The organism is Kitasatospora sp. NPDC038210 (genome assembly GCF_055600605.1).
The window spans coordinates 310,658-329,476 of the sequence record NZ_JBVJYK010000010.1 but is presented as its reverse complement, the minus strand read 5'-3'; the positions used below and the strand labels follow the sequence as shown (position 1 = coordinate 329,476).

The following is an 18,819-nucleotide window of genomic DNA, read 5'->3' as shown; positions in this document are numbered from 1 at the left end:
CATGCTCCGAGACGGCACCCTCTACGAAACCCGCACCCCCGAAACCGCGGCAGCATGACCCCTTCAGCCTTGACGAAGGACATAGAGGCACCCCCCGCATCCCGCGCCCCTCCAGGACCCCCGTAGCCCGCACGCTGCGCACCGGCGCAGCGTCGGCTCGGCCGACCGGCCAACCGCCCGCCCCACCCTCCCGTCACCTGCACGTCCGAGTGTTTAGGGTGGATTCGTCCGGTCGGCGCCGGAGCGGAGCGACGGAGGTGGTGGCGTGATCCGTGGGGTCCACCTGGAGGCGCAGTGGCGCCGGGAGGCGCTGCGGACGAACCTGTGGGTCGTGCCGGTCCTGGAGGTCGTGCTCGCCGCGCTGCTGTTCGTCGTCACCTGGTCCCTGGACCGGGCCGCCTACCGGGGGGACGTGGACCTGCCGTCCTGGGTCGTCAGCGGCACCGCCGACGCCGCCCGGCAGATCCTCGCCGCCATCGCGGCGGCCCTGATCACCGTCGTGGGCGTGGTGTTCTCGATCATGATCGTGACGCTGACCCTGGCCTCCACCCAGTTCGGCCCGCGCATGCTGCGGACCTTCATCCGGGACCGCACCACCCAGCTGACCCTGGGGACCCTCGTCGGCACGTTCGTGTACGCGATGCTCTCGTTGGTCGTCATCGGACCGGCCTCGCACGGCGACCTCGTGCCGCACCTGTCCATCACCGTCTGCATGGCACTGGTGATGGCCGACGTGGCCGTGCTGATCTACTTCATCCACCACATCGCCACGTCCATCCAGCTGCCCAGGGTCATCGCCAGCATCGCGGCGGAGCTCTCCGAGGCGATCGAGGCGGGGGCGGGCGAACCGGAGCGGGCCGCAGTGGCCACCGCCGGGCCCTCGGCGGCCGAACTGCACGCCCGGCTCGACCGCTCGGGCGCGGCCGTCCCGGCGCCGGCCAGCGGCTACCTGCAGTTCGTCCGGCACCGCACGCTGGTGCGGATGGCGGCGGAGCTCGATGCCGTCATCCGGTTGGACCACCGGCCCGGACACTTCCTGGTGCAGGGGCACCCGCTCGCCACGGTCTGGCCCGCCGAGGCGGCGCCCGAGGTGGCCCGGAGCTTCGCCCGCGCCCACATCACCGGCTCGACCCGGACGCTCGCCCAGGACATCGCCTTCGCCGTCGACCAGCTGGTGGAGATCGCCATCCGGGCGCTGTCCACCGCCGTGAACGACACCTTCACCGCCCTGACCTGCGTCGACTGGCTCGGCGAGGGCCTGTGCCGGGTCGCCGCGGGCTGGCACCCGAACCCGGTCCACCGGGACGCCAGCGGGCACATCCGGGTGATGACCGCCCCCGTGAGCTACGAGCGGCTGGTCCAGCGCGCCTTCGAGAAGATCCGCCAGGCCGCCGCCGGCATGCCCGCCGTGCTGATCCGCCAGCTCGACGTCCTCGCGGAGATCATGTCGGAGACGACGACCGAGCAGCAGCGCGAGGTGCTCCTCGCCCAGGCCGGGATGATCGAACGCCTCGGCCGCGAGTCGGTGTCCGAACCGGCCGACCGCGACGACGTGCACCGCCGCTACCTGGCCGTTCTCGCCGTCCACGCCGACCTCACCGGGCGGGGCTGAACCGCGCCTGAGGCGGCCGGACGGTGGCATCCGCGGGGCCCGGGCGCACCGGAACGTCACGTGCCCGGTACATCAGGTGCACCAGAACAGCAGCCGGGTGCAGCTCGGTGTGGCCGTCGGGCCGGTCGGGTGCTGGGTGGGGGAGGTCGGCGGGACGGGGCCGGTGTTCGGTGGGGGCGTGCTCGGGGCGGGCTTCGCGGGCGGGTCCGCCGGAACCGGGGCGGCGGACACGGTCGGACCCGAGGGGGACGTCGCGGTCGGGGCGGCGCCGGACGGTCTGGGCCGGGTGGTGGTGGCCGACGGCTGCGGGCGGGCCGTGGCGGTGGCCGTCGTGCTGGCCGGCGTCGGTGCGGCCGGGGCGCCGGGGGTGGCCGCGGGGTGCTGCGAGGGCGATTCGGCGCCCGCGGAGGCCGGGGCCACCGCACCGTCCGAGTTGCCGCCGGACAGCACGACGGCGGCCAGTCCGCAGACCACCACCCCGGCGGCCGACACGGCCAGCACCGTGCCCCGCGGCCGGCCCTGCCGACGCCGGGCCGAGCGCCGTCCGGACTGGCGTGCCGACCGGTGTGGCGGTGCGGACGCGTCGGCGGAGCCCTCGCCCGGTGGCACGGGCTGCCGGCCCGCCGCCTCCCCGGTCGTGGGTTCGGCGGCCCGGCCGCAGCCGGGGCAGGAGAGCGCGCCGTTGAGGTGGCGTCGGCAGGGCGTGCAGTAACTCATGGGATCTCTTCGGTAGGTGCGGCATGACCTGGATCCCGGCGGTGACTGCCACGCCCCCCGCAGGCTGGGCCGGATCGGATGCGAGCGTACGCAGATCGAGCCGGTCCGCGACACCCGCGCGGCGCGAGGCTTCTGCGCGGGTCGGGTGTGGTTCGTGTGACGGTGGATGACGCGTGTGACGCCCGTGCCGGTTTCCGCGGGGCGGCCGTCAGCCCAGGGCGCGGTCCAGATTGAAGGCGGCGCTGATCAGCGAGAGGTGGGTGAACGCCTGGGGGAAGTTGCCGAGTTGTTCGCCGGTCCGGCCGATCTCCTCCGCGAACAGGCCCACGTGGTTGGCGTAGGTGAGCATCTTCTCGAAGGCCAGCCGGGCCTCCTCCAGCCGGCCCGCCCGGGCCAGCGCCTCGACGTACCAGAAGGAGCAGATCGAGAACGTGCCCTCGGAGCCCTGCAGGCCGTCCGGGCTGGCCGCCGGGTCGTAGCGGTACACCAGGGAGTCGGAGACCAGCTCCGAGGTGAGCACGTCCAGGGTGGAGAGCCACTTGGGGTCGGTGGGCGAGACGAACTTGGCCATCGGCATCATCAGCAGGGACGCGTCGAGCACCTCGTCGTCCAGGCCCTGGACGAAGGCGCCGCGCTCGGTCGACCAGCCGCGGTCCATGATCTGCCGGTAGATCGTGTCGCGGGTCCGGCGCCAGCGCAGCAGGTCGGCGGGGAGGCCGCGCCGGTTCGCGATCCGGATCGCCCGCTCCAGCGCGACCCAGCACATCAGCCGCGAGTACACGAAGTCGCGCCGCCCGGCCCTGGTCTCCCAGATCCCCTCGTCGGGCTGGTCCCAGTGGTCGCAGAGCCAGTCCACGACGGCGCCGACCTCGTCCCAGTGGCCGCTGCTGATCGGCTGCCCCCACTTGTCGTAGAGGTAGACGGAGTCGATCAGGGCGCCGTAGATGTCCAGTTGGAGCTGCCCGGTGGCGGCGTTCCCCACCCGCACCGGCGCGGAACCGAGGTGGCCCTCCAGGTGGGACAGCTCGCGCTCGGGCAGCTCGCGGCGCCCGTCGATGCCGTACATGATCTGCAGCGGACCGGTGTCCCCGGTGCCCCGCATGATCCCGTGCTCGGAGATGAAGCCCATGAACGCCTCGGCCTCCGAGGTGAAGCCCAGGCGGAGCATGGCGTAGATGCAGAAGGCCGCGTCGCGCACCCACACGTAGCGGTAGTCCCAGTTGCGCTCGCCGCCGACCTGCTCGGGCAGGCTGGTGGTCGGCGCGGCGACGATCGCGCCGGTGGGCGCGTAGGTGAGCAGCTTCAGCACCAGGGCCGAGCGGTGCACCATCTCCCGCCACCGCCCGTGGTACTGCGACTGGTGCAGCCAGCGGCGCCAGAACCGGACGGTGGCCTCGAACTGCTGCTGCGCCTCCCAGGCTGGGCACGCCCGCGGGCCCACGTCGGCGCTCACCCGGTCGAGGGCGAACACCGCGGACTCGCCCTCCAGCAGTTTGAACCGCGCGGACACGTCGACGCCGTCGGTCTCGACCGGCACGGTGGCGGTCAGCGCCACCGACAGCCCGGCGGAGTGGAACACCGCGTGGCCGTCGCCGAGTTCGACCGTGTGCGGCTCCGCCCCGTAGCCGAACCGCGGGGCGACCTTCGCCCGGAACGGGAGCACCCCGCGGACGCAGATCACCCGCCGGATCAGCCGGTGGCGGTCCGCCTCGCGGGACTCGTCGACCACGGGCATGACGTCCTGGATCTCCGCCACGCCGTCCGCAGCGAAGAACCGCGTGATCAGGACGTTGGTGTCGGGGAAGTAGAACTGCCGGGTGCGGGACGGCACGTCCGCGGACAGTTCGAAGCTGCCGCCCCGGTCGGCGTCGAGGACGGACGCGAAGATGCTGGGCGCGTCGAAGCGCGGGAAGCAGTACCAGTCGATGGTGCCGTCGGTGGCGACGAGCGCGGCGGTACGGAGATCACCGATCAGCCCGTGCTCGGAGATCGGCAGGTACCGGGCACGGCTCAGCTCGCCGAATCCGCCGTTGCCGTTCTGAGCCATGGCGGCCTCCTCACCCGTTGGCGCGGGGTGGCGCCGGGTATCGAGCCGAATGTCTCGTTTCATGCTAGATCGCCGGGCGCGGGGACGCCGAAGCGAGCGGGGTGCGCCCGGTGGCGCAGAGCGAACGGTCGGCACGGGGTGTGTACGGAGTGTGTGCAGGAGGTCCCGCTGCCGGGCGGGGCCGGTTGCGAGTGTGCCGCCGCCCGGACGGATCGTCGACCGGCGATGGAGCGCGGGCGGTCGCCGGCCCCCGGCCGACGCGTCGAGAGCGGGAGCGGGCACCGTGCGGGAGCGGGCACCCGTGCGGGAACGGGCACTCGTACGGCCACGGGCCACGGACCACCGCCGCCGTCCGTCCTGACGTCGTCACAGACGGCGGCCTGATCCTCGTCAACCAGCAGATCGCCGTTCCCCGGTAGGCTGCGGGGCTCGGGCCGGGCGGGTGGGAACCGGGCTTCCGGTGCACGCGTTCCTGGCTGAGGACACCCGGGTGCGGCGGCCGTCGAGCCGCTGCCGGGTGGCCGGTTCGCACAGGGAAAGGAATGCACATGCACGTCACCCTCGCCGAGGAGCTGATGCTGCTCTCGCTGGACGACGAGTCCGGCGTGGCGAAGGACGGTTCGAGCGCCGGGTGGGCGGCGGCGGGAGGCCTGCTCGCCGACCTCGCGCTGGCCGGGCGGATCGCGGTCGACGAGGGCCGGCTCGCCGTCACCGACCGGACCCCGACCGGTGAGCCGCTGCTCGACGAGTGCCTGGAGCGGCTCGCCGCGTGGGTCGAGCGCAAGGCCCCCGGCAAGGCGAAGGCGGCGGAATGGCTCACCAAGGACCACCCCGTGGCGGTCCGCTCCGCGGTGCAGCGACTGTGCGAACGCGGTCTGGTCGTCGAGGAGCGCCGCCGGGTCCTCGGCCTCTTCCCGGTCCGCCGCTACCCGGAGGCGGACGGCTCCGTCGAGCGCGAACTCCGCGCGCGGCTGGCCGCCGTGATCCGGCACCACGCGACCCCGGACGTCCGCACCGCGACCCTGATAGCCCTGCTGCACGCCGCCCGGCTGCACGGCCTGGCGTTCCCCGACCTCCCGCGTGCGCGGGTCGAGCTGCGCTTCGGGGAGATCGCCGCGGGTGACTGGGCGGGCGAGTCCGTCGGCCAGGCGATCCGGAACATGCAGGTCGCCATTGCGGCCATCACCGCCGTGACGGTCGCCACGGCGGCCACGGCCGCCACCGTGGCCGCCGGCTGACGGTAGCCGACTGGCGGCTGACGGTCCGACGGCCCCCGGGCCCGCCCCCACGTCGGGGCGGGCCCGGTCCTGCTCCGGGGGCGTCCCGCCGCCCGGGGTGGTCCGGTTGCCGCCCTCCGGCGGGAGCCTCAAGTGGTCCAGACCTACTGCAATTGGTCCAGACCTATTGACGGGCCCGGTCACCCCTCCTACGATCCCGTCCGGCACAGCCCCACATGTCCCCCACCTCACCCGGAGCCGGGCGTCACGCCCCCACGCGCTGGTCATGCCCATGGCGCTCGGCGGGAAGGGAGCACAGCATGTTCCGTCGGAAGTCGCGTACGCCACGCCCGTCGGGCGGGTCCCGCCCCTGTCCGGATCCCGGCCGCGTCGACGGCGACCGGGCCGGGACCGAACCGCACCGCGCGCCGCGCCCGCAACGGGCGGCCGTGCAGCGCGCACCGCAGGTGAACCGGGCCGGCCGCACCGGGCACGGGCCGACCGTGCTGCGGCGCTCACTCGCCGGGGCGAGCGCCGCCGCCCTGATCGGTGCCGGCATCGCCGTGGTCGGCTCCGTCACGGCCGGGGCCGCCACCACCAACCTGGTGGCGAACCCCGGATTCGAGAACGGCCTCTCCGGCTGGACCTGCTCCGGCGGATCCGGTGCGGCCGTCGGCAGTCCGGTCCACTCCGGCGCCGCCGCGCTCAAGGCCGCGCCGGCCGGCTCGGACGACGCCCAGTGCACCCAGACCGTCAGCGTGCAGCCCGACTCCCAGTACACGCTGAGCGCCTACGTCCAGGGCAGTTACGTCTACCTCGGCGCCACCGGCACCGGCATCACCGGCGCGCCGTCCACCTGGACGCCGAACAACGCCTCGTACGGCCTGCTCAGCGTCGGCTTCACCACCGGGCCGAACACCACCTCGGTGACCGTCTACCTGCACGGCTGGTACGGGCAGCCCGCGTACTACGCGGACGACGTCTCGCTCACCGGCCCCGGCGGCAGCAGCCCCACGCCCACCGCGACCACGCCCACGACGACCCCGCCCACCACCCCGCCGCCGACCACCACCCCGCCGACCACGCCGCCGCCCACGTCGGTCCCGCCGACCACCCCGCCGCCCACCACCACCCCGCCGGGCGGCGACACCTGCCCCACGAAGCCCCGGCCGTCGGGCAAGGTCCTACAGGGCTACTGGGAGAACTGGGACGGCGCCGCGAACGGCGTCCACCCCGGCATGGGCTGGGTGCCCATCACGGACAGCCGGATCGCCGCGCACGGCTACAACGTCATCAACGCCGCCTTCCCGGTGATCCTCTCGGACGGCACCGTGCTGTGGCAGGACGGCATGGACGCCGGCGTCAAGGTCTCGACCCCCGCCGAGATGTGCCGGGCCAAGGCCGCCGGGGCGACCATCCTGATGTCGATCGGCGGTGCCGCGGCCGGCATCGACCTGAGCTCCAGCGCCGTCGCCGACCGGTTCGTGGCGACCGTCGTCCCGATCCTCCAGAAGTACAACTTCGACGGGATCGACATCGACATCGAGACCGGCCTGTCCGGCAGCGGCAACATCGGCACGCTGTCCGCGTCCCAGGCCAACCTGGTGCGCATCATCGACGGCGTGCTGGCCCGGATGCCCGCGGGCTTCGGCCTGACGATGGCCCCCGAGACCGCGTACGTCACCGGCGGCAGCGTCACCTACGGCTCGATTTGGGGCGCCTACCTGCCGATCATCAAGAAGTACGCCGACAACGGGCAGCTGTGGTGGCTGAACATGCAGTACTACAACGGCAGCATGTACGGCTGCTCCGGCGACTCCTACCAGGCCGGCACCGTCCAGGGCTTCACCGTGCAGACCACGTGCCTGAACAACGGCCTGACCATCCAGGGCACCACCGTCAAGGTGCCCTACGACAAGCAGGTGCCCGGCCTGCCGGCCCAGCCCGGCGCGGGCGGCGGCTACCTGGACCCCGGCCTGGTCGGGCAGGCGTGGAACGCCTTCGGCGGTTCACTGAAGGGGCTGATGACCTGGTCGGTCAACTGGGACGGCTCCAAGGGCTGGACCTTCGGCGACAACGTCCGCTCCCTGCAACGCCGTTGAGCGCCCGCTGACAGAACGGGACGGCCTGCCCCGGCCACCGGTACCCCGAGGTGGCCGGGGCAGCCCGCCCCGGCCCGGCGCCGCCGGTTGTTCGGCGTTTTGTTCAATGACCGAGGGCCGAACCAGAACAACCCCGGTGCGCTACACCAGTAGCGCACGCCACACCCGTGCCGTGCGTGGGACCAGGGCCGCAACAGCGCCGAACGCCGGGAGAGTCCACCAGATGACGACGCTCTGCATCGCGAACAACCGCACCGAGGAGATGGTCGGGGACCTCACCGGGATGACGCCGCTGGAGCAGCGGTTCGCCGGGTGCGGGGCGCAGCGGATGCTCTGGTGGGCCGAGGACGGCGACGTCCTGGTGCTGCCCTGGGGCCCGGACCCGGAGTACCTGGCGTACGTCACCGGGCTGACCGGCGTACGGGCCGACAGCCTGACCTTCGTGGTGCCGCCGCCGGGCGCCGAGGGCGACCAGATGCTCACCACCGACCGCCTGGCGGACCCGGGCTTCCGGGCGGAGCTGCGCCGCGTCCTGGACGGCCGCACCGTCGAGGAGGTGCTGGCGATCTCGCCGAACGGTGCGGTGGCCGACCTGGCGGCCGCGCTCGGCCTCGCGCACGCCATGCCCGGTCAGCCCTTCGCGGCCCAGGGCGGCAACGCGCTGGTCAACAGCAAGGCCGGGTTCCGGGCGGTGGCCGCCGGCACCGGGGTGCCGATCCCGCCCGGGCGGGTGGCCGGCTCGCCCGCGGAGGTCGAGGCGGCCGTCGAGGACCTGCTGGCGCAGGGGAACACCGTGATGGTGAAGGTCGAGTTCCAGGCGGGCGGGTTCGGCAACGAGGTCCTCTCCCGGGACGAGCGGGTGGAGGTGGCGGCCGGTGCCGAACGGGTCGTCCCGCTGCCGGACCGGGCGGCGGTGGCCGCGTACGTGGCCGAGCGGTGGGCCTGGCTGACCGGCGGGCGCGGCCAACGGGTCGTGGTGGAGCGGTACTTCACCGACTCCGCGGCGCTGTACGCCCAGTTCCTGGTCGACGACGCGGCCGTGGTGCTCTCCGGCTGCGGCGAGATGGTCATGCAGCCGGTGGTGATCGGAGAGATCACCCCGCCGGTCACCCCGGACGCCGACGTCCGGGCCGAACTCGTCGCGCAGGGAGCCCGGTTGTGCGAGGCGCTGCGGGTGATCGGCTACCGCGGCACGGTCAGCGCGGACGCCGTGCTGACCCCCAAGGGCGAGATCTACTTCCACGAGACCAACGGGCGGCTCACCGGCTCCAGCCACCTGCACGACGCCTTCTTCGGCCGCCTGCTGCGCGAGGAGCACCGCGGCTCGCGCTACATCCTGGAGCTCGCCGGCCTCAAGGTGCCCTCCTTCGCGGCGGCCGTGACGGCGATCGCCGCCGCCGGGCTGGCCTTCGACCCGCGGACCGGCACCGGCGTGGTCTACAGCTGCGACTTCGCGCCCGCCGACGGCTCGGTGATGTACTGCGTGCTCGCCGAGACCCCGGAAGCCACCCGTGCCCTGGAGGCCCGGCTGCTCGCGCTCTTCGCCGGATGAGACCGGAGGCGGCCGTGGGCGTGATGCGTGCGACGGTGATCCACCGCTACGGCGGGCCGGAGGAGTTCCGCACCGAGACGGTGCCGGAACCGGTGGCCGGGCCGGGCCAGGTGCTGATCGACGTCACCCTGGCCGGGCTCAACTACGCCGACCTGCACTGCCGCACCGGCGAGTACGCGCGCTACCCGCTGCCGGCGGTGCTCGGCGCCGACGTGGTCGGGCGGCGGCGCGGGGACGGGCGGCGGGTCGCCGCGCTGCTGCGCGCCGGGGGCGGGTACGCCGGGGTGGCCCGCGCCGAGGCGGCGCACACGGTGGAGGTGCCGGACGGCGTCGGCGACGAGCAGGCGCTCGCACTGCTGGAACAGGGCGCGACGGCGTACGGCGCGCTGACCCTGGCCGGGCGGCTGCGGCCGGGCGAGCACGTCGCGGTGACCTCCGCCGCCGGTGGGGTCGGCCACCTCGCGGTGCAGTTGGCCAAGGAGTTGGGCGCGGGGCGGGTGACCGCGCTGGCCTCCACGCCGGAGAAACGGGAGTTCGCCCGCTCGCTGGGTGCCGACGCGGCCCTCGACCCGGCGGAGCCCGACCTGGCCGAGCGGCTGGCGCGGTCGGGCGGGGTGGACCTGTTCGTGGACCTGGTCGGCGGCCCGGTGCTGCGCGCCGGGCTGGCCGCATTGGCGCCGTTCGGGCGGCTGCTGTCGGTCGGGGCCCGGGGCGGGCCGGAGGAGAGCTTCTCGGTGGACGAGCTGGCCGACCGCTCGGCGGGGCTGGCGGCCTTCTGGCTCCAGCACGTCCTGGCGGACCGGGTGCTGTTCACCGGCATCGCCGAGCAGCTGTTCCGGCTCGCCGCCGAGCGGCGGCTGGTGGCGCGGATCGACCGGACCGTACCGCTGTCCGGGATCGCCGCGGCACACCGGGCGCTCGCCGCGCGGGAGACCATGGGCAAGGTGCTGGTGGACGTCCGCTGCGAGGACTGAGCCGCGGCACGCGCGCCGGGCCCGACAGCGCACTGTCGGGCCCGGGGTGCGGTCGGCTCCCCGGGGGCGGCCGGTACCCGCAGGCGGCCGGTTCCCCGCGGGGACGGTCAGTACCCGGCGACCTCGTCCAGGCCGTGGCCGCGCAGCGGGACGAGGAAGCTGCGCTCGAAGACCACCACGACCTCGCCGGTGGACTTCGTCCCGGTGGTCCGGCAGCTCACGATGCCCTGCCCCTCGCGGCTCTTGGAGAGCCGCTTGGCGAGGGTCTCGGTCTCCGCGTAGAGGGTGTCGCCGGTGAACACCGGGTGGGTCATCCGGATGTTCTCCCAGCCCAGGTTGGCGATGGTGCGCCCGCTCGTCGAGCGGGCGGTCATCCCGCCGACGATGCTGAGCGTCACCAGGCTGGAGACGATCGGCCGCCCCCAGGGGGTGTGCGCGCTGTAGGCGGCGTCGATGTGCAGCGGGGCGTCGTTCATGCTCAGCATGCTCATCAGCACGTTGTCGAGCTCGGTGACGGTCCGCCCGGGGCGGTGCTCGACCACCTCGCCGACCTCGAACTCCTCGTAGTAGCGCCCGACCACCTCGCGGTAGCGGCGCTCGCCGATCCGCCGGTAGCCGGCGGGCTCGGTTGCGTCCATGGCGACTGCCCCCAAGTCCTAGAGATCGGCGGTGAGTTCCTTGACGTGGACGGCGAACTCGCGGATCAGCCGCTCGTCCATGTCGGCGCGCATCATCAGCCGGAGGCCGGCCTCGCCCTTGGGCACGATCGGGAAGAACACCGCGGAGCTGTAGAAGCCGCGCTCGAAGAGCTGGGCGGACAGCTTGACCGCCCGCTCGGCGTCGCCGACGTCGACCCGGCGCACCGGCAGGCCGTTGCCCGCGAAGGTGGTCGGCAGCAGCTCGTCGAAGAGGTCGATGTTGCGGTTCAACTTGGCCTGGAGTTCGGCCAGTTCGGGTGAGCGGTGGATGGCGGCGCTGCCCAGCGAGGCGCCGACCAGCGGCAGTGCGACGTTCTGCGACCAGCCGACCGGGCCGGCGTGCCGGTGCAGGAACTCGAACTGCTCGCGGTTGCCGAGCATCGCGACGCCGCCGCCGGTGCCGAAGCCCTTGCCGAGGCTGGCGACGATGACGGTCAGCGGGTTCATCTGCAGCCGGGAGCGGACGAAGCCCTCGCCGCGCTCGCCCATGATGGACAGCGAGTGGGAGTCGTCGATGTAGAGGAACAGCCCGTAGCGGTCCTGGAGTTCGAGCAGGCCGTCGAGGGCCGCCGCGCCGCCCATCGAGTACGCGCCGTCGGCCACGTAGGCGACCCGCGGGTACTTGCGGCAGATGTCCTCCAGGTAGTTCAGGTCGTTGTGCGGGCAGGTCAGCACCAGCGACTCGTCGGCGCAGATCGGCTTCACGTACGCCATGCAGAAGTGGCAGAAGCGGTCGAAGACCATCACCCGGGGCCCGCCGCCGCTCCGACAGTCGCCGTCCAGGTGGCCGGAGGCGATCAGCGGCAGGATGCCGGCGGTGAGCGCGGTGCAGGACGCGCCGGGCAGGATGTGCGCGCCGAACAGCTCGCCCAGCTCCTCCTCCAGGCGCACCAGCAGGTTGTGCCGGATCCGGGTGGTGGAGGTGACCAGCCAGGTGCTGCGGGACTCGGCCAGCGCGTCCACCGCGGCGGCCGCGACCGAGGGGTGGTTGTTCAGGCCCAGGTACGCGCAGGAGACCATGTTGGCGAACTCGTGGCCGGTCTCCCGGACGATCAGCCGGTTGTTGGACTCCGAGTCCACCGTGATGCCGATCAGGCCGTTGGCGGCGGCCGCCTGCCAGACCGGATCGGCGCTGGCCAGCATGGCCTCGGCGTTGCGGTACCGGCGCGGGCCGAGGATGGATTCTTCGGTCATCGTCACTTCTCCGTCGCGTGGTTCGGGGTGTCGGTGGGCGCGTGGCCCCGGGGCGGGCCCTGCCGGTCGCCCTGGGGGTGCTGCCTTTCGGCCGACCGGGGCGATCCGGCCGACCGGGGCGAATCCGGGGGCCGGGGCGAACCGGTAGGTTCCGTCGGGCCGGCGGGCCTCGGCGGGTCGAACTGCTCGATCAGGCGCTGCGAGGCCTCGAAGAACGGCATGCCGACCATCACCCCGTCCACCACGGTGACCGAGCGGCCGTTCTCCAGACCCGCCGCGACCACCCGGCGGGCGCGCGCCAGCAGCTCCTCATCCGGGCTGAACGTCTCGTTGATCAGCGCGAGTTGGCGCGGGTGGACGGCGATCTTGCCGCTGAACCCGAAGTCCCGGGCGAGCCCGGCCTCGCGGCGCAGCCCGGCGAGGTCGGTGACCTCGAAGAACGGCGCGTCCATCGCCTCCACCCCCGCGGCGCGGGCGCTGTTGACCACCCGGGCGCGGGCGTGGGCCAGCGCGTCCCAGGAGAGCCGGGCTCCGACCGCGAAGGCGTAGTCGGCCGAGCCGAAGACCAGCCCGCGCAGCCGGTGCCCGGCGGCCGCGATGGCGGGCGCGTGCTCGATGCCCAGCGGCGTCTCCACGACGGCCAGGAACTCCGTCTCCGGGCAGTCCCGGCCGAGCGCCCCGGCGGCGATCTCGATGTCGCGGGGCGACTCCGCCATCGGGACCAGTACGAGGTCCGGCTTGACGCGGTACCGGGTGATGGCGATCAGGTCGCGCAGACCGTCCGGGCCGGACAGGGTGTTGATGCGCACCGCGCTGCGCGCGAGTTTGGTCGACGGCAGCGCGAAGAACTCCTCGGCGAGCCGGCGGGCCTCCTCCTTCCGGGCGGGTGGGACCGAATCCTCCAGATCGACCATGGCGATATCGGCCCCGGACTGGTGGCTCTTGGTGTACCGCTCCACCGCCATCGCGGGTGTGGACAGTAGGGAACGGCAGTACCGCGTGAACTTCATGGATGTCTCCGAAGTCAGCGAAGGCTGCGGGTCCCGGTTCTATCCCACCGGCTTTGTTCGGCGCCGTGCTGCTGGACATTGAACATCAACTCGGAACAACCGACCCGCACGCACCATTGTTTGACGCCAACCGTCCTGTGCATGATGAATCACCGGGGGATGGACACGAGCCGCGTGCGACGCGCGTGGACACGTGAGCACAGGTTCAGGACACCACTTCACCGAAGAAGGGGGACGTCGTGCCGCGTCGGGAAAGTCCTCTGGACCCCGGGGACGCGCCGCTGCTGCGGTTCGCAGGCGATCTGCGGGCCCTGCGGGAACGTGCCGGAAGTCCGCCGTACCGTCAACTCGCCGTCCGGGCGCACTGTTCGGCGGCCAGTCTGTCGGTGGCCGCGGGAGGCCGGCGGCTGCCCAGTCTCGCCGTCACCCTCGCCTACGTGCAGGCCTGCGACGGGGACGTGCGGGAGTGGCGGCACCGGTGGCAGTTACTGGCCGCAGAGCTGGCCGCCGAGGCCGCCTCCCGGCGGCGCGCCCAGGACGCCGGGCGCGCCCCCTACCCCGGCGCGGCGGCCTTCGAGGCGGTCGACGCCGAGCGGTTCTTCGGCCGCGAGGCACTGCTGGACCGGCTGGTCACCCTGCTGGCCGAACGGCGTCTGGTGATCGTGGCCGGGCCGTCCGGGGCTGGCAAGTCCTCGCTGGTCAGAGCCGGTCTGCTGGCCCGGCTCGGCGGCTCGCCCGCAGTCGGCGCGGCCGTCGGTGCGGCGGCCGGGCGGGGCGGGGCCGGCGGGCGGGCCGGGGCCCGCGGCGGCCCGGGGCGGGCCCCGGCCTCCGGCGGCAGTGTCCCGGTGGCGCTGCTGACGCCCGGCGAACGACCCATGGAGGCGTACGCGCTCGCGCTCGCCCGGCTCGGGCAGCGAGCCGGGGAGGCGAGGCGCGACGCGTCCGGACCGACGGCCGGCGACCCGGTGCTCGTGGTGGACCAGGGCGAGCAACTGCTCACCCGCTGCCGGGACTCCGGCGAGCGGGCGCGCTTCCTGGACGCCCTGGTGGCGACGGCCGCGGGCGGTCCGGTCGAGGCCTGGGCCGGGCTGCCGGTGCCGGCCCCGGCCCGCTGCCGGGTGGTGCTGGTGGTCCGCTCGGACCAGAGCGGGCCGCTGCTCGCCGGGCACCCGGGGCTGGCCGACGCCGGGCGCCTCGGCGTGCTGGCGGTGGGGCGCCCGGCGCCGGACGACCTGCGGCGGGCGATCACCGAACCGGCGCTGCGCTCCGGCTGCACCGTCGAGGGCGCCCTGCTGGCCGTCCTCATCTCGACCGCCGCCCAACAGCCGGGCGCGCTCCCGCTGTTGTCCGCGGCGTTGCTGGAGACCTGGCGGCGGCGCAGCGGCAACGCGCTCACCCTGGCCGGGTTCCAGGCCACGGGAGGCTTCGAGGGCGCGCTGGCCCGGACGGCGGAGTCGCTGTACAACGGGCTGGAGGCGGCCGACCGGGCGCGGGCGCGGGCGGTGTTCCTGCGGCTCGGCGGGGAGCTGCTCGGCGAGGAGTTGCCCGGGTCCGGAGCGGGCGCGGGCGCGATGGCGCTGGACGACGGGCCGGCGTCCTGCGGCGAGCTGGTGCCGGGCGGTGACGAGGGCACCCGCAAGCCGGTCCGCCGGGCCGAGTTCGACGATCCCGGTGTGCCGGAGGTGCTGGAACGGCTGGTCCGGGCACGGCTGGTGGTGGTGGACCGGGACACCGTCGAGCTGTCCCACCACGCCCTCCCGCAGGCCTGGCCGAGACTGCGCGGGTGGCTGGCGGAGGGACAGGCGGCGCTGGGGGAGCAGCGTCGGCTGACCGCGGCCGCGCGCGGCTGGGCGGCTGCCGACCGGGATCCGGAACTGCTCTACCGGGGCGTCCGGTTGGAGGAGCTCAGACGGCGGGTGGCGGCCGGTGAGCTGGCCGCGGCCGGGGTCGAGCGGGCCTTCCTGGCGGCCTCGGAGCGGGCGGCCGCCGCCGACCGGCGCCGGGCGCAGCGGCAGAACCTGGCGGTGGCGTCGGTCGCCGCGGCGGGCGGGGCGCTGCTGGCCCTGGCCGGCGGGAGCCGGATCCGCCGGGCGTGGCGGTGGTGAGCGCCGTCCGCCGCGCGGGAACGGTCGGGTGGGTCCCGGCCGCAAGCCGAGCGTTGATCGGCGCCGGGGCAAGGGAGTTGAACAACGGACGGATCGGTCGGAGGTTCGTCACGACGGCGTGTGCGGTGCCGATCACGGTCCTTGCGCCGCCGTCTTCCGGCCGGGTAGCTTGACCGTCGATCCCGGCCCGTCGAAAGGCGAATTCGGCTGCCCGGCCGGTGATTTCCCGTAGGCCGTGCTCGACCGGAGACAGTCCGGCGGTCCATCCGTACCGATGTCCATGGCCGGTTCCGCGCACTCCGGGGGCCTCGCTCCGCGGTGCCCGTCCCTAAATCCCGTGTCAAGGGGGAGTCATGTCCAATTCGGCCCGTCCGGTCCACAGCTGGGACGAGTTCACCACACTGCGGGAGGTCGTGGTCGGCACCGCCGTCGGCGCCCGGCTGCCCGAGCAGACCGAGCCGTCCTCGTGGCTGTCCTGCTTCCCGAAGACCAGCGCCGCCGACCTCGCCTCGATCGAGGTCGGGCCCTACTCGCAGCAGGTCGTGGAGGAGACCGAGGAGGACCTGGACGCGCTGGTGGCCACCCTGCGCGGCCTCGGCGTCACCGTCCACCAGCCCGAGGCGGTCGACCACGCGGCCGAGTTCGCCTCGCCGCTCTGGAAGGCCGACGGCGGCTTCCACTCCTACTGCCCGCGGGACCTGACCCTGGTGGTCGGCGAGACGGTGATCGAGGTGGCGAGCCCGATGCGGCAGCGCTACTTCGAGGTCTTCGGGCTGCGCGGACTCTTCCAGGACTACCTGCGCCGCGGCGCCCGCTGGCTGGCCGCCCCCCGGCCGCAGTTGAGCGACGAGCTCTTCGAGTACGACGAGGACGGGCTCCCGCTGCTGGGCGAGGCCGAGCCGGTATTCGACGCCGCGAACGTGCTGCGGCTCGGCCGGGACGTGTTCTACCAGGTCTCCCGAAGCGGCAACGAACTCGGCCTGCAGTGGCTCGAATCCACCCTCGGACTGCTCGGCGACGGCGGCCTGCGGCTGCACCCGCTGCGCGACATCTACGGCTACACCCACATCGACAGCACCATCGCGCTGCTGCGGCCGGGGCTGGTGCTGCTCAACCCGGAGCGGATCAGCCCGGAGACCGTCCCGGAGCCGCTGCGGGGCTGGGACATCCTGTGGTGCCCGCCGGCCGAGCCCACCGGGGACACGCCCGAGCACGCGCTCAGCGAGAGCTGGATCAGCATGAACCTGCTGATGGTGTCCCCGGACACGGCGATCGTCGAGTCCGGCCAGGAGAGCCTGATCAAGCTGCTGGAACACTCCGGGATCACCGTCCTGCCGCACCGGCTGCGGCACTCCCGGGTGCTCGGCGGCGGCTTCCACTGCGTCACCCTGGACATCCGGCGTGACGGCGGGCTGGAGGACTACCTGTCCTGACCCCGTTCGGGGAGCGGCCCGACCGGCGGCCGTGCGCCGCCGGCCGGGCTTGCTGTCCCACCGTCAGTTCGTCTTCCCACCCGGAGTGTTCGCCTGCCAGGTGCGGCCGACGGAGCGCAGCAGGGCGGGGTACACCAGGAGGTGCCGGAAGGGCTTGATGGCGGTCATGTAGAGAGTGCCGAGCGCCCCGTTCGGCTTGACCAGGACGACCAGTCGGCCGCGGTGGCCGACCGGTCCGTCCGGCACCCAGCCGAGGTGCAGCACCGCGTGCACGGTCCGGTTGGCCAGCTCGGCGGCCCACTCGTCGTCCAGTTGGTAGAGGGAGGCGAACCCGGAGGTGCCGAGGTCCGGGCCGCGCCGGCCGTCCCGGAGGTCCGCCGGGAGGCGGTCGCGCAGGGTCGGCGGCCGGGTGCCGGGGCGGGGCTCGTCCCAGTGGAACAGGGCGCCGAGCCGGTGGCGGACGGCGAAGAGTGCCCGCGAGGCTGCGCTGTCGCCGAGCATCCCGCCGGTCATTCCCTCGGCGAACTGGCGCACCAGCCGGTCGAAGTCGTCCGGTCCGCCGGGGGTGGGCAGGTCCCAGACGTCCTCGACCGTGAAGTCGTGGGCGATCCCGTGGATCCGCCAGGGCAGGTCGGTGTGCGCGGTTCGGGGAAGTCTCACGGCCGGACCCCAATCTATACGGTGGCGTATAGATCCAGCATAGGGTCATTTATACGCTGCCGTATACTCGCCCTCGACGCGACGAGGAGGAGCACGGCATGGGCGCGATCCGCACGCCGCGGGAGAAGTGGATCGAGGAAGGCCTGCGGGCGCTCGTCGCGGGCGGCCCCGAAGCCGTCCGGGTGGAGGTCCTCGCGCAGTCCCTCGGCGTCACCAAGGGCGGCTTCTACGGGTACTTCCGCAACCGGGACGCGCTCCTCTCCGAGATGCTCGACACCTGGGAGTACGAAGTCGCCGAGGGCGTGATCGAGGAGGTCGAGCGCGGCGGCGGCGACGCCAGGGCACGGCTCCACCGGCTGTTCGCGGTCGTCGCCGCCTCCGAGGGGCCGGTCCGGGGCACCACCGCCGACCTGGCGGTCCGCGAGTGGGCCCGCCGGGACGCGGCCGTCGCCGAGCGCCTGCGGCGGGTGGACAACCGCCGCATGGCGTACCTCCGTTCCCTCTACTCCTCCTTCTGCCCCGACGAGGAGGAGGTCGAGGCCCGCTGCCTGATGACCGTGACCCTGCGCATCGGCAGCCACCTCCACGCCGCCGACGACGGCCCGTACGCCCGGGCGGACGTGATGGCGCGGATCCTGCGGCGGCTGCTGGAGTAGCCCGCCACCGGACGGAACGCGCGACGACGGGAACGGGACGCCGGCCCGGCCGGCCTCCCGCTCCCGCGCTGCGCCGCGGTCCCGCTCAGCCGAGCAGGAGGAACTTGGTGGACGGGACGCCCTGGTAGAAGCTGCAGTCGGTGTTCTGGGTGGTCGTGCTGTACGTGAAGCCCTTGGGGACGTCACAGGCCCAGAGGCCGTTCACCGGCGTGCGGAGGTGGAAGGCGTTGGACTGCACGCCCTGCTGGAGGCTGCAGGACAGGCCCCAGGTGATCCGGTCGTAGGTGAACGCCGGGGTGCCGACGCAGGCCGTGAGACCGTCGACCGGCGTGCGCAGGTGGTACTGGTTGGACTGGACGCCGCTCTGCTGGCTGCAGGCGAGCCCCCAGGTGATCTGGTCGTAGACGAAGCCGGGCGCGCTGACACAGGCCGTCAGACCGTCGACGGGGGTGCGCAGGTGGAACTGCGGCGAGTTCCAGCTCCCGCCGCCGCTGCAGGAGCGGTTCATCGACACCTGGTCGTAGACGTACCCGGACGGGACGGTGCAGGCCCAGGAGCCGTCCAGCCCGGTGGTGGCGGCGCTCGCGGGGGTCGTCCCGGCCGTGCCGGGGAGCAGCAGGGCGAGGGCGGCGGCCAGTGCGCCGGCAAGGAGGCGTGCGGGGCGGATGCGTGCGGCAGTCGACATGGCTCTCCCAGGATGGTGGCCGGAAGGGGCGTGGGGCGGGGCGCGGTACGCGGAGTGCCGCGCGGGCAAAGGGAGTTGCGGCCCGGCGTCGGTTCTAGCACGGTGGTGTCGCGCCGACGTCGTGCCCGCATCGTGCCCGGGTCGTGCCCGCTTCGTG

At 73.7% G+C, this 18,819-nt stretch carries 15 protein-coding genes; 8 read left to right on the top strand and 7 right to left on the bottom strand.

The window, feature by feature from the left end; all coding sequences use genetic code 11:
- Positions 1 to 265 precede the first annotated feature (265 nt).
- On the top strand, positions 266 to 1,612 hold the full coding sequence (locus ACZ7KX_RS22280) for a DUF2254 domain-containing protein (protein ID WP_470327954.1): 1,347 nt from the start codon (positions 266 to 268) through the stop codon (positions 1,610 to 1,612).
- Positions 1,613 to 1,684: 72 nt separating this feature from the next.
- Here the strand turns inward: ACZ7KX_RS22280 and ACZ7KX_RS22275 are convergent, their stop codons facing one another.
- Together ACZ7KX_RS22275 and ACZ7KX_RS22270 are read right to left on the bottom strand one after the other, a co-directional pair.
- On the bottom strand, positions 1,685 to 2,329 hold the full coding sequence (locus tag ACZ7KX_RS22275) for a hypothetical protein (protein ID WP_470327953.1): 645 nt from the start codon (positions 2,327 to 2,329) through the stop codon (positions 1,685 to 1,687).
- Positions 2,330 to 2,537: 208 nt separating this feature from the next.
- Positions 2,538 to 4,376 carry a glycoside hydrolase family 15 protein gene (locus tag ACZ7KX_RS22270; RefSeq protein ID WP_470327952.1) on the bottom strand — a complete coding sequence of 613 codons (1,839 nt, stop codon included), beginning with the start codon at positions 4,374 to 4,376 and terminating at the stop codon, positions 2,538 to 2,540.
- Between the two features lie 548 nt (positions 4,377 to 4,924).
- Between ACZ7KX_RS22270 and ACZ7KX_RS22265 the strand changes: the two genes are divergently transcribed.
- The 4 genes from ACZ7KX_RS22265 to ACZ7KX_RS22250 all read left to right on the top strand — a co-directional run bounded on the left by ACZ7KX_RS22265 (position 4,925) and on the right by ACZ7KX_RS22250 (position 10,221).
- Entirely contained in the window at positions 4,925 to 5,614 is a 690-nt protein-coding gene (locus tag ACZ7KX_RS22265) for a GOLPH3/VPS74 family protein (RefSeq protein ID WP_470327951.1), read from the top strand.
- Positions 5,615 to 6,042: 428 nt separating this feature from the next.
- The gene (locus ACZ7KX_RS22260; protein WP_470327950.1) at positions 6,043 to 7,695 is read left to right on the top strand and encodes a carbohydrate binding domain-containing protein; all 1,653 of its coding nucleotides are present in this window, start codon (positions 6,043 to 6,045) and stop codon (positions 7,693 to 7,695) included.
- 223 nt (positions 7,696 to 7,918) lie between these two features.
- A complete protein-coding gene (locus ACZ7KX_RS22255) occupies positions 7,919 to 9,247 on the top strand; it encodes a preATP grasp domain-containing protein (protein WP_470327949.1) in 1,329 nt (442 codons plus the stop codon).
- Positions 9,248 to 9,270: 23 nt separating this feature from the next.
- Positions 9,271 to 10,221, top strand: coding sequence for a quinone oxidoreductase family protein (locus ACZ7KX_RS22250; protein WP_470327961.1), 951 nt, complete (start codon positions 9,271 to 9,273; stop codon positions 10,219 to 10,221).
- A 107-nt stretch (positions 10,222 to 10,328) separates the two neighbouring features.
- On the opposite strand, the gene ACZ7KX_RS22245 is transcribed toward ACZ7KX_RS22250, so the two are convergent.
- From ACZ7KX_RS22245 to ACZ7KX_RS22235, 3 genes are read right to left on the bottom strand one after another with little or no spacing between them, the layout of a single operon-like run.
- Positions 10,329 to 10,859: a MaoC family dehydratase gene (locus tag ACZ7KX_RS22245; RefSeq protein ID WP_350522862.1), complete on the bottom strand. Its 531-nt coding sequence runs from the start codon at positions 10,857 to 10,859 to the stop codon at positions 10,329 to 10,331.
- A gap of 18 nt (positions 10,860 to 10,877) precedes the next feature.
- Entirely contained in the window at positions 10,878 to 12,113 is a 1,236-nt protein-coding gene (locus ACZ7KX_RS22240; RefSeq protein WP_470327948.1) for an aminotransferase class I/II-fold pyridoxal phosphate-dependent enzyme, read from the bottom strand.
- A 2-nt stretch (positions 12,114 to 12,115) separates the two neighbouring features.
- Positions 12,116 to 13,123, bottom strand: a complete 1,008-nt coding sequence (locus ACZ7KX_RS22235) for an HpcH/HpaI aldolase/citrate lyase family protein (protein WP_470327947.1) — start codon at positions 13,121 to 13,123, stop codon at positions 12,116 to 12,118.
- Between the two features lie 386 nt (positions 13,124 to 13,509).
- Between ACZ7KX_RS22235 and ACZ7KX_RS22230 the strand changes: the two genes are divergently transcribed.
- Positions 13,510 to 15,228, top strand: a complete 1,719-nt coding sequence (locus ACZ7KX_RS22230) for an ATP-binding cassette domain-containing protein (RefSeq protein WP_470327946.1) — start codon at positions 13,510 to 13,512, stop codon at positions 15,226 to 15,228.
- 353 nt (positions 15,229 to 15,581) lie between these two features.
- Positions 15,582 to 16,661 (top strand): inosamine-phosphate amidinotransferase 1, encoded by a 1,080-nt coding sequence (locus ACZ7KX_RS22225; protein WP_470327945.1) that lies wholly within the window; start codon positions 15,582 to 15,584, stop codon positions 16,659 to 16,661.
- A 63-nt stretch (positions 16,662 to 16,724) separates the two neighbouring features.
- On the opposite strand, the gene ACZ7KX_RS22220 is transcribed toward ACZ7KX_RS22225, so the two are convergent.
- A complete protein-coding gene (locus ACZ7KX_RS22220; RefSeq protein ID WP_470327944.1) occupies positions 16,725 to 17,321 on the bottom strand; it encodes a DUF2867 domain-containing protein in 597 nt (198 codons plus the stop codon).
- A gap of 98 nt (positions 17,322 to 17,419) precedes the next feature.
- Here ACZ7KX_RS22220 and ACZ7KX_RS22215 point away from each other — a divergent pair, with 98 nt between their 5' ends.
- On the top strand, positions 17,420 to 17,977 hold the full coding sequence (locus tag ACZ7KX_RS22215) for a TetR/AcrR family transcriptional regulator (protein ID WP_470327943.1): 558 nt from the start codon (positions 17,420 to 17,422) through the stop codon (positions 17,975 to 17,977).
- 85 nt (positions 17,978 to 18,062) lie between these two features.
- Here the strand turns inward: ACZ7KX_RS22215 and ACZ7KX_RS22210 are convergent, their stop codons facing one another.
- Positions 18,063 to 18,662: a hypothetical protein gene (locus tag ACZ7KX_RS22210; protein WP_470327942.1), complete on the bottom strand. Its 600-nt coding sequence runs from the start codon at positions 18,660 to 18,662 to the stop codon at positions 18,063 to 18,065.
- Positions 18,663 to 18,819 lie beyond the last annotated feature (157 nt).

Coding starts and splice junctions, on each gene's coding strand:
- ACZ7KX_RS22235 (WP_470327947.1), bottom strand. CDS start 13,123: ATGAAGTTCACGCGGTACTGCCGTTCCCTACTGTCCACACCCGCGATG.
- ACZ7KX_RS22215 (WP_470327943.1), top strand. CDS start 17,420: ATGGGCGCGATCCGCACGCCGCGGGAGAAGTGGATCGAGGAAGGCCTG.
- ACZ7KX_RS22250 (WP_470327961.1), top strand. CDS start 9,271: ATGCGTGCGACGGTGATCCACCGCTACGGCGGGCCGGAGGAGTTCCGC.
- ACZ7KX_RS22225 (WP_470327945.1), top strand. CDS start 15,582: ATGTCCAATTCGGCCCGTCCGGTCCACAGCTGGGACGAGTTCACCACA.
- ACZ7KX_RS22240 (WP_470327948.1), bottom strand. CDS start 12,113: ATGACCGAAGAATCCATCCTCGGCCCGCGCCGGTACCGCAACGCCGAG.
- ACZ7KX_RS22245 (WP_350522862.1), bottom strand. CDS start 10,859: ATGGACGCAACCGAGCCCGCCGGCTACCGGCGGATCGGCGAGCGCCGC.
- ACZ7KX_RS22275 (WP_470327953.1), bottom strand. CDS start 2,329: ATGAGTTACTGCACGCCCTGCCGACGCCACCTCAACGGCGCGCTCTCC.
- ACZ7KX_RS22210 (WP_470327942.1), bottom strand. CDS start 18,662: ATGTCGACTGCCGCACGCATCCGCCCCGCACGCCTCCTTGCCGGCGCA.
- ACZ7KX_RS22265 (WP_470327951.1), top strand. CDS start 4,925: ATGCACGTCACCCTCGCCGAGGAGCTGATGCTGCTCTCGCTGGACGAC.
- ACZ7KX_RS22255 (WP_470327949.1), top strand. CDS start 7,919: ATGACGACGCTCTGCATCGCGAACAACCGCACCGAGGAGATGGTCGGG.
- ACZ7KX_RS22270 (WP_470327952.1), bottom strand. CDS start 4,376: ATGGCTCAGAACGGCAACGGCGGATTCGGCGAGCTGAGCCGTGCCCGG.